The organism is Streptomyces sp. CB02923 (assembly GCF_001905005.1).
In the GTDB taxonomy this organism is placed as follows: Bacteria; Actinomycetota; Actinomycetes; order Streptomycetales; family Streptomycetaceae; genus Streptomyces.
The window spans coordinates 114,742-124,813 of the sequence record NZ_LWKZ01000005.1; the positions used below are offsets into that span (position 1 = coordinate 114,742).

A 10,072-nucleotide genomic window follows, 5' to 3' on the forward strand; every position below is an offset into this window, starting at 1 on the left:
CGGTTACTTCAGGACGAGCGAGGACCACTGCTTGATCCACTGTTCGCGGTTCTCGGTGATCGTCTCCGGAGCCACCGTCCCCGGCTTGTCGATCTTCTCGCCGTACTTGGTGAACAGCTCCGGCACCTTCGCGTCCTTGCGCGCCGGGTTGACGAACATCTGGAGCGGCACGTCCTCCTGGAACTTCTTGCTCAGCAGGAAGTCCAGCAGCGCCTTGCCGCCCTTCTCGTTCCCGGCGCCCTTGAGCAGGCCCGCGAATTCGATCTGCCGGAAGCAGGTGCCGGTGGCGACTCCGGTCGGTGCCTCCTCGGGCTCCGGTTTCTTGCCGAGGACCTCCACGGGCGGGCTGGACGCGTAGGAGACCACCAGGGGCTTGTCGCCCTTGCCCTTGCCCGCCGCCGAGCCCGAGAAGCGCTCGTTGTACGCCTGCTCCCAGCCGTCCACGACCTCCACGCCGTTGGCCTTGAGCTTCTTCCAGTAGTCCTGCCAGCCGGACTCGCCGTACTTGGCGATGGTGCCGAGCTGGAAGGCGAGCCCCGGTGACGACGTGGCGGAGTTCTCGGTGACCAGCAGCCCCTTGTAGGCGGGCTTGAGCAGGTCGTCGAAGGTCTGCGGCGGCGCGATCTTGTGCTCGGCGAAGTAGGCCCGGTCGTAGTTGACGCAGGTGTCGCCGTAGTCCACCGGCGTCACGCGGTGCTCCGCCTTGTCGAGCTGCAGCTCCTCGGGGACGCTCGCCAGCTCCTTGGCCTGGTACGGGCTGAAGATCCCCTCCTTCAGGCCACGCGACAGCAGCGTGTTGTCGATGCCGAAGAAGACGTCGCCCTGGGGGTTGCTCTTCGAGAGGATCGCCTGGTTGACGGCCTTGCCCGCGTCCCCGCCCTTGAGCACGTCGACCTTGTAGCCGGTCTGGCGGGTGAACTCCTCCAGCACGGACTTGGAGATGTTGAAGGAGTCGTGGCTGACGAGCGTGACGGTCTTCGGGTCCTTGCTGGCGCCGCTGCCGCCCGTGCCGCACGCGGCGAGCGCCGTCATGCCGGCCGCGACGGCCAGCGCGGTGACCGTGATCCTTCTGGTGGTGCTCACTGGATTCCTCCTGGCTGGCCAGGAAGAGACGCGGCCCCGCCCGGCGCTTCGCGTCGAAGGCCGGGCAGGGCGCAACAGCATGAGTGACGACCGAACTTCCTACCCGGAATGACCCGGGCGAGGTTCAAGGGTCTGCGGCACCTCTGTGTCCGTGACGCTAGGTCCGTGACACTGCCGCACTCTCAGCGCTGTGGCGCTCCCCTGTCGGAATGTGCATTTGTTCGATCACACAGTACCAGCGGGCGGTCAGCGCTCCGAGGCCGCGAGCTGTCCGCAGGCGCCGTCGATCTCCTGCCCGCGCGTGTCGCGGACGGTCACCGGCACTCCGTGCGCGGCGATGGCCTCCACGAACGCCTTCTCGTCCTCGGGGCGCGAGGCGGTCCACTTCGAGCCGGGCGTCGGGTTCAGCGGGATCAGGTTCACGTGCACGCGCTTGCCCTTGAGCAGGCGGCCCAGCAGGTCACCGCGCCATGCCTGGTCATTGATGTCCCGGATCAGGGCGTACTCGATCGAGATCCGTCGCCCGGACTTCTCCGCGTACTCCCAGGCCGCGTCCAGTACCTCCCGCACCTTCCAGCGCGTGTTGACCGGCACGAGGGTGTCGCGCAGCTCGTCGTCGGGTGCGTGGAGCGAGACCGCGAGGCGGCACTTCAGGCCCTCGTCCGCGAACCGCAGCATGGCCGGGACCAGACCGACCGTGGACACCGTGATGCCGCGCTGGGAGAGGCCCAGCCCGTCGGGCTCGGGGTCGGTCAGCCGGCGGATCGCGCCCACGACCCGCTTGTAGTTCGCCAGCGGCTCGCCCATGCCCATGAAGACGATGTTGGACAGCCGGGCCGGCCCACCCGGAACCTCGCCGTCGCGCAGCGCCCGCATACCGTCGACGATCTGATGAACGATCTCGGCGGTGGACAGGTTCCGGTCCAGCCCGGCCTGCCCCGTCGCGCAGAACGGACAGTTCATGCCGCATCCGGCCTGCGACGAGATGCACATCGTGACCCGGTCCGGGTAGCGCATCAGGACGGACTCCACGAGGGTGCCGTCGTGGAGCTTCCACAGGGTCTTACGGGTCGTGTCGTCGTCGCAGGAGATGTGCCGCAGAACACTCATCAGCTCGGGCAGCAGCTCCGCGGCCAGCTTCTCCCGCGCCGCGGCCGGGATGTCGGTCCACTCCGCCGGGTCGTGCGCGTACCGCGCGAAGTAGTGCTGCGACAGCTGCTTGGCGCGGAACGGCTTCTCACCGGCCGCGGCCACGGCTTCGCGCCGCTCGGCGGGGGTGAGATCGGCAAGGTGCCGCGGGGGCTTCTTGGCTCCGCGCGGCGCGACGAAAGTGAGTTCTCCGGGCTTAGGCATGGTTCTTCCAGTGTCGCAGACGTACGAAGTGACGATCGCCGACGCGATCCGGGGCGCGCGTGCGGCATGCCAAAGGCCCGCCACGCGATGTGGCGGGCCTTTCACACGTACGGAAAACCGCTGGTCAGCCGGACCCGACGAAGATCACGTACAGCAGCCAGACGATCGGGGCGGTCGGCAGGAGGGAGTCCAGGCGGTCCATGATGCCGCCGTGGCCGGGCAGCAGAGTGCCCATGTCCTTGATGCCGAGGTCCCGCTTGATCATGGACTCGCCGAGGTCGCCGAGCGTGGCGCTGGCCGCGACGGCGATGCCCAGGAGCAGGCCCTGCCACCAGGCGCCGTCGGTGATGATCAGCTCCATGCACAGCGCGCCCGCGACCATGGCGAACAGCACCGCGCCCAGCAGTCCCTCGCGGGTCTTGCCGGGGCTGATGCGCGGGGCGAGCTTGTTCTTGCCGAAGCGCCAGCCCACCGCGTACGCGCCGGTGTCGCTGACGACGGTGAGCAGCAGGAACGTCAGGACGCGCTCTGGCCCGTCGTCGGCAGCGAGCATCATCGCCACGAACGTCGCCAGGAAGGGCACGTAGAACGCCGCGAAGACGCCTGCCGTGACGTCCCTGAGGTAGTTCTCGGGAGTCTCCGTCATGCGCCAGACGAGGACCGCGAGCGCGGTGAGCGCCATCGCCACCCACGCGCCCTCGGCGCCGCGCACATAGCCGGCCACCACCATCGCCGTACCGCCGAGCGCGAGCGGGACCAGGGGCACCCGGATGTCCTTGCGCTCCGACAGCCGCGAGGTCAGTTCCCACAGGCCCACGACCACCGCGATGACTATCACGCCCACGAACAGCGGCTTGTAGACGAAGAGCGAGAAGAGGATGACCGCGCCGAGGCCGACGCCGACCCCTATGGCGGCCCGGAGGTTGCGTCCCGCGCTCTTCTTCTGCGGCTTGGGGGGTTGCTGTGAGCTGTCGGGCCCCGGCAAAGAGGTGGGCATGGGCTCCTGCGGCTGTTCGTCGCGGAACAGGGGGCCGCTCAGCCGAGAGGCCCCCCGGTCGTCCCTGTGGTCCCGGTCGTCGTCCAGAGGTTTCCGGTCGTCGTCCTGGTGTCCGCCTGCGTCGGGCACGATGGGCATGGGGCGAGTCTGCGCCGCCGCACCCCAGTCGTGCGCGGGACCCGCCGAACCGGCGGGTCCCTGGTCGGGTGGTCCCCATTGACCGGCTTGGCCGACGCCAGGCGGGGCCCCCCAGGATGACTCGTTCATCAGACCTCGAGGAGCTCGGATTCCTTGTGCTTGAGGAGCTCGTCCACCTGCGCGACGTACTTCGCGGTGGTGTCGTCGAGCTCCTTCTCCGCCCGGCGCACCTCGTCCTCGCCGGACTCCTTGTCCTTGACGAGCTTGTCGAGGGTTTCCTTGGCCTTGCGCCGGATGCTGCGGATCGAGATCTTCGAGTCCTCGGCCTTGTTCTTGGCGACCTTGATGAACTCCCGGCGGCGCTCCTCGGTGAGCTCCGGGAAGTTCACACGGATGATATGGCCGTCGTTGCTCGGGTTGACGCCCAGGTCGGAGTCCCGGATCGCCTGCTCGATGTTGCGCAGCGCGCTCTTGTCGAACGGGGTCACCACGGCCATCCGCGGTTCGGGCACCGAGAACGACGCCAGCTGGTTGATCGGCGTCATGGCGCCGTAGTAGTCCGCCACGATCTTGTTGAACATCGCCGGGTGCGCACGCCCGGTGCGAATCGCGGCGAAGTCCTCCTTGGCGACCACGACGGCCTTCTCCATCTTCTCCTCGGCCTCGAGGAGGATCTCTTCGATCACCACTTGCTCCTGGTCTTTTCGGTAAGAAGCAGAGCCTCGCCCCTGCCGCGCGTCTTCTCCTGCACGGTGTCCGACCGGCAGGCCGTTGTCCATCCCCGTGCCGGGGTCTTCCCGCGGCCCGGGGTTGCCGCCCGTACGGTGCCCTGCCCGTACGGCAATACGGCAGTTGGGGCCGTCAGGCCCGGGTGCCCTGATCGCTGACGAGCGTGCCGATCTTCTCACCCTTCACCGCGCGCGCGATGTTGCCCTCGGCGAGCAGTTCGAAGACGAGGATCGGCAGCTTGTTGTCACGGCAGAGCGTGACGGCGGTGGCGTCGGCGACCTTGAGGTCGCGGGTGATGACCTCGCCGTACTCCAGGGCGTCGAACTTCACCGCGTCCGGGAACTTCTTGGGGTCGGCGTCGTAGACCCCGTCCACCCCGTTCTTGCCCATCAGCATGGCCTCGGCGCCGACCTCGAGGGCGCGCTGGGCCGCGGTGGTGTCGGTGGAGAAGTACGGCATGCCCATGCCCGCGCCGAAGATGACCACGCGGCCCTTCTCCATGTGGCGGACGGCCCGCAGCGGAATGTACGGCTCCGCGACCTGTCCCATGGTGATGGCGGTCTGGACGCGGCAGTCGATGCCCTCCTTCTCCAGGAAGTCCTGGAGGGCCAGGCAGTTCATGACCGTGCCGAGCATGCCCATGTAGTCGGAGCGGGCGCGGTCCATGCCGCGCTGCTGCAGTTCGGCGCCGCGGAAGAAGTTTCCGCCGCCGATCACGATGGCGATCTCGTAGCCGTCGCGGACCACGGCTGCGATCTCGCGGGCGATGGCGTGCACGACATCGGGGTCGACACCCAGTCCGCCGCCGCCGGCGAACGCTTCGCCCGACAGCTTCAGCAGGAAGCGTCCCTTCCCACCACTGTCGGCCTTGAGGGCTGTGTCCGCGCCGTCGACACCCTGATTCATCATGCTCTCCTCGTGCACATACGAAGAAGGCCATTGCCGGGGGTCCTGTTCAGATCCCTGTACGGCAATGGCCTCCTCGTCACATCTGCGGTCGGCCGGTACGCGGCCGACTGCGTACGACCCTAGCGGGGCCGTAGGTCATTCGCTGGCCTTGGCGACAAGGCCCACGGCTGGGCTCAGGCGCCGACGCGGATGCGCGCGAAGCGCTTCAGCGTGACACCGGCCTCGTTCAGGACCTTCTCGACGGACTTCTTGTTGTCCTTCGCGAAGGGCTGCGCCAGCAGCGTGTTCTCCTTGAAGAAGCCGTTGACGCGACCCTCGACGATCTTCGGGAGGGCGGCCTCGGGCTTGCCCTCCTCGCGCGAGGTGGCCTCGGCGACGCGACGCTCGTTCTCGACGACGTCGGCCGGAACGTCCTCACGGGTGAGGTACTTCGGCGCGAACGCGGCGATGTGCTGCGCGACGTCCTTGGCGGTCTCGGCGCTCTCCTTGTCCAGCTCGACCAGGACGCCGACCTGCGGCGGGAGGTCGGGCATGGTGCGGTGCATGTAAGCGGCCACGAAGCCACCGGAGAACTGCGCGAAGCGGTCCAGGACGATCTTCTCACCGAGCGTGGCGTTGGCCTCGTCGACGTACGCCTGGACGGTCTTGCCGGCCTCGATCTCGGAGGCGAGCAGCGCCTCCAGGTCGGCCGGGGAGGTGGCGGCGACGTGCGCGGCCAGCGCGTTGGCGACGGCCAGGAACTTCTCGCCCTTGGCGACGAAGTCCGTCTCGCACTTGAGCTCGAGCAGAACGCCGGAGGTCTTGTCCTCGGAGATGAGGGAGACGACGGCGCCGTTCTCGGCCGAACGGCTCTCGCGCTTGGCGACGCCCTTCTGGCCCTTGACGCGGAGGATCTCCACGGCCTTGTCGACGCTGCCCTCGGCCTCGTCCAGGGCCTTCTTGCAGTCCATCATGCCGGCGCCGGTCAGCTCACGGAGCTTCTTGACGTCCGCGGCGGTGTAGTTCGCCATGGTCTGTGAATCTCTTCTCGAAATCTCGACAGTCGAAAGATCTACGGGTGGACGGCGGGGGCGGCGCTCGTGGCGCCCTCCCCCGCCGTCGTCAACCGGTGGTGCGGCGTCAGGCCTGCTCGGCGGGCTTCTCGGCCTCGGCAGCGGCGGGGGCCTCGGCCTCGGCGGGCGCCTCGGCAGCGGGGGCCTCGGCGGCGGGGGCCTCGGCGGGCTTGTCCTCGGCCTTGGCGGCGTCCTCGGAGTCCGCCTTCTTGTCGCCCTCGAGCAGGTCGCGCTCCCACTCGGCGAGCGGCTCGCCGGCCTTCTCGCCCGGCTTCTGGTCGCCGGTGGCGACGCCGGAGCGGGCGATGAGGCCCTCGGCGACGGCGTCGGCGATCACGCGGGTGAGCAGGGTGACGGAGCGGATCGCGTCGTCGTTACCCGGGATCTTGTAGTCGACCTCGTCCGGGTCGCAGTTCGTGTCGAGGATCGCCACGACCGGGATGTTCAGCTTGCGCGCCTCGCCGACGGCGATGTGCTCCTTCTTGGTGTCCACGATCCAGACGGCGCTGGGCACCTTCTGCATCTCGCGGATACCGCCGAGGGTCTTCTCCAGCTTGGCCTTCTCGCGGGAGAGGACCAGGAGCTCCTTCTTGGTGAGGCCGGACGCGGCCACATCCTCGAAGTCGATCAGCTCGAGCTCCTTCAGGCGCTGCAGGCGCTTGTAGACGGTCGAGAAGTTGGTCAGCATGCCGCCGAGCCAGCGCTGGTTCACGTAGGGCATGCCCACGCGGGTCGCCTGCTCGGCAATGGCCTCCTGGGCCTGCTTCTTGGTGCCGACGAACATCACCGAGCCGCCGTGGGCGACGGTCTCCTTGACGAACTCGTAGGCGCGGTCGATGTACGACAGCGACTGGAGCAGGTCGATGATGTAGATACCGTTGCGCTCCGTGAAGATGAAGCGCTTCATCTTCGGGTTCCAACGGCGGGTCTGGTGCCCGAAGTGGACGCCGCTCTCCAGCAGCTCCCGCATCGTGACGACGGCCATGGCCGTACTCCTCGTGTTACTCGGTTCCACTGCGGCCGGTCGGCCGCGGTGCCTGACGCCCCGGCGCGCTCTGCCGGGGAAGGGACCTTGCGGGGCCTTCCGAGGACCGAGGGGCGCGTCCACCGCGCTGCCCGAAAGGGACTGTTGCAACGGTGGCGGGGCGTGCGAAGTCGACCCGGTGACCCGGATCGCCACAAGAAGTGTACGGGACCGCCGAAGGGACGGGCGACACGCTCCTTCGGCCGGGTGGTGGGGGCGATCTGTCTCGCTCCTGGGGCTGTGCTCGCGCCCGGAACCTGGGCCCTGCATCCGCACCCGCACCCGCACCCGCACCGCCTTCCGTGGTACCGCACGGGTGACGTCGTTGTACACAACCCGTCGGTAATCCACCGATCCGGTTCAAGATCCCCAAGCGGCGGACGCCCACGTCATCGTCGTGACATGCGACAACGAACCGTTTTCCAGACCGTGCAGACCATGATCACCGAGCATCCGACACGTCGCGCTGCACGCATCTGCGACGCCCACCGTACGCAGGTGCTTTCCGACGCCGGCTCTGCCCGTACGTCGGCTGCTGAAGGCTCCGAGCGCGGTGACTCCGGGTGCGACCTCGTCAGAGCTTCCGATCACTCCGGCCAGCCCTTCGACGGGGATCGCGCCAGACGGGCGGAACGCGCCCGGCGCCCAGCTCCCCCAGCAGCCCGCCTCCTGGCCCTGTGCGCAGCGGTTACCGCATTAGCCGTACTGTCCGCCGGAGCTGCCACAGAAGGCATGAGAGGCGCGGCAGGCGCGGCGGGCACGGCAGGTGGGGCGGGCACGGCCGCCGCGTCAAGCGTGGCATTTGCCAGGGATGCCCCACCCAGCGCCACCGAGCCTGCAAAATCTCCAGAACCGCATCCGATACCTGCCCGCCCGTCCGATCCATCCAATCCCTCCGGTACCGCCCCAGACCGCACCGCCCCGGGAACCACCGGCGACCGGGCGTGGCCGGTGACCGGGCCGAACGGCGCGCGACCCACCGTCGCGCGCGGCTGGGAGCCTCCGCCCGCCCCCTGGGCGCCCGGCCATCGGGGAGTGGATCTCTCCGCGGCCGAGGACACGACGGTACGAGCCGCCGCCCCCGGCCGTGTGCTCTTCGCCGGCAAGGTGGCGGGGCGAGGCGTCCTGTCGATCGAGGTTTCGGCATCCGGCCAGCCGCCGCTTCGCACCACTTACGAGCCGGTCCGCCCGACGGTCCGGAAGGGCGACCAGGTCACCGCAGGTCAGCCGGTAGCCACCCTCGGTCCAGGCCCTTTCCACTGCTCCGCCCCGTGCCTGCATTGGGGCCTGCTCCGCGACAGGACCTACTTGGATCCGCTGTCCCTGCTCCCCGCCGCGATACTGCGCCCCGGCCCTTCGCGGCTACTCCCGGTAATCGGCGTACCCGAGCCGAGTGACACCTCAGGACGCCGTGATCCACCGCCACCACGCCAATCGCATCCATCCGCCACCTCGCGAGAGGAGGGTTGGACCGACCGGTCAGCCTCTTACGCCACCGAGAACCATGGCGACCGCAGCCTCCGTGATCTGCGTCGGGTCCTCCGCGGCCCCGAGCTCGATACGGCGGACAGCGGCGTCGACGATTCCCTGAAGCAGCATGGCGGCGAGGCGCGGCTGATCGTGGCCGAGGCCAGCCAGGGCCTCCACGATCATCGCGATCAGCCCGCCGTGCGCGGCGCGGATCTTCTCCCGTGCGCCTGCGTCCAGCTCGCCTGCCGAGATCGCGACGACGGCCCGGTGACGCCGGTCGCCGACCAACGCAAGCTGCTGTCGCACATACGCCTCGATCTTGGCCTCGGGCGTCTCGACCCGCTCCATCGCCGCCTCGACCTCAGCTGCCCACACGGGGAAGTCGACAGCGCAGAGCTCTTCGACGACGGCCGCGCGAGAACGGAAGTACTCGTAGACGGAGGAGCGCGCGAGACCCGTGCGCTCGGCGAGGGCGGGGAAGGTCAACGCCTCGGTCCCGCCTTCGGACAGCAGGGTGCGGGCGGCGTCCAGAAGGGCGCCACGCTGCATCGTCCGGTGCTCGGCCACAGAGGCCGCTCGAATCCTGGGCACGTCACCACTGTACGGATGGCACGCCTGGCACGGCACTCCGCATCACGATGTGTCCATGCCGACACCCACAAAAACGCCACCGAACGACGCCGACAGGAGGAGAAAGCCCACACCTCACAAGCCCCCAGGAACACCGAACACAGACCGGCTCGGAGCGACCGGAGAGAGGGGCGGTGGGCGACTGCGGCTGGGGCGGACACGTAAGCGCAGCCACAGGAACGCCACCGAAGCAAGCGCAAACGAAAGCGAGGTCCGACACCACCCCAGGAGCCAGGAAGTGAGTACTGGGCATAGGCGCGAGCACAGCCGCCGACACCAACGCTGGACGTAGACGCGGGCCCATCTGTGGCATCGGTGCCGAACATGAGCGCGGGCCCAGTTATTGGCTTCGGTGATGCACCGGTTACGAGCAACGAGGGGCACGCTGCTCAAGGGCTCAAGGACGGGCGCCAGCCACAACCGATGACCCAACGCGCTCTACAGCGACGCAGAGCGCGCTGGCCAACCACAGGCTGGGGCCTGCTGTCCGGCATCGACCAAGGCCGACAGCCAAACTCGTCACGCCGTCAAGGCTGGTCAGCCGCAGAACCGACACGACCTCATCTGCACGAGCCCTTCTACGGTCTCCAGACATGAACGCTGGGGGCCGGGGCCAGGGCCAGGACCAGGGCCAAGACCAGGCTGCGCCTGAGAACGAGGTGGTGGTGGAGGAGGAGGGGGTGGGTG

8 protein-coding genes and 1 pseudogene are annotated in these 10,072 nt (G+C 68.6%); 1 reads left to right on the forward strand and 8 read right to left on the reverse strand.

Annotated elements, in window-relative coordinates; genetic code table 11:
• Positions 1-3: 3 nt before the first annotated feature.
• From A6A06_RS09560 to rpsB, 7 genes are all read right to left on the reverse strand, one after another.
• Positions 4-1,083: a thiamine ABC transporter substrate-binding protein gene (locus A6A06_RS09560; protein WP_073760778.1), complete on the reverse strand. Its 1,080-nt coding sequence runs from the start codon at positions 1,081-1,083 to the stop codon at positions 4-6.
• Positions 1,084-1,329: 246 nt separating this feature from the next.
• Positions 1,330-2,436 (reverse strand): 23S rRNA (adenine(2503)-C(2))-methyltransferase RlmN, encoded by a 1,107-nt coding sequence (gene rlmN, locus A6A06_RS09565; RefSeq protein WP_073760779.1) that lies wholly within the window; start codon positions 2,434-2,436, stop codon positions 1,330-1,332.
• A 124-nt stretch (positions 2,437-2,560) separates the two neighbouring features.
• The gene (locus A6A06_RS09570; RefSeq protein ID WP_073760780.1) at positions 2,561-3,700 is read right to left on the reverse strand and encodes a phosphatidate cytidylyltransferase; all 1,140 of its coding nucleotides are present in this window, start codon (positions 3,698-3,700) and stop codon (positions 2,561-2,563) included.
• Complete coding sequence (gene frr / locus A6A06_RS09575) at positions 3,700-4,257, reverse strand: ribosome recycling factor (RefSeq protein ID WP_030017375.1); 558 nt, start codon at positions 4,255-4,257, stop codon at positions 3,700-3,702. Before frr ends, A6A06_RS09570 begins: the two co-directional genes overlap by 1 nt.
• 175 nt (positions 4,258-4,432) lie before the next feature.
• Positions 4,433-5,206 (reverse strand): UMP kinase, encoded by a 774-nt coding sequence (pyrH, locus tag A6A06_RS09580; protein ID WP_199930783.1) that lies wholly within the window; start codon positions 5,204-5,206, stop codon positions 4,433-4,435.
• Positions 5,207-5,382: 176 nt separating this feature from the next.
• Entirely contained in the window at positions 5,383-6,219 is an 837-nt protein-coding gene (gene tsf, locus A6A06_RS09585; protein WP_073760782.1) for a translation elongation factor Ts, read from the reverse strand.
• 109 nt (positions 6,220-6,328) lie between these two features.
• Complete coding sequence (gene rpsB, locus A6A06_RS09590; protein WP_073760783.1) at positions 6,329-7,246, reverse strand: 30S ribosomal protein S2; 918 nt, start codon at positions 7,244-7,246, stop codon at positions 6,329-6,331.
• 771 nt (positions 7,247-8,017) lie between these two features.
• Here rpsB and A6A06_RS40740 point away from each other — a divergent pair.
• A pseudogene (locus A6A06_RS40740) lies at positions 8,018-8,542 on the forward strand (peptidoglycan DD-metalloendopeptidase family protein); the annotation flags it as partial.
• A 222-nt stretch (positions 8,543-8,764) separates the two neighbouring features.
• On the opposite strand, the gene A6A06_RS09600 reads toward A6A06_RS40740, so the two are convergent.
• Positions 8,765-9,304 (reverse strand): TetR/AcrR family transcriptional regulator, encoded by a 540-nt coding sequence (locus A6A06_RS09600; RefSeq protein ID WP_073760794.1) that lies wholly within the window; start codon positions 9,302-9,304, stop codon positions 8,765-8,767.
• Positions 9,305-10,072: the final 768 nt, after the last annotated feature.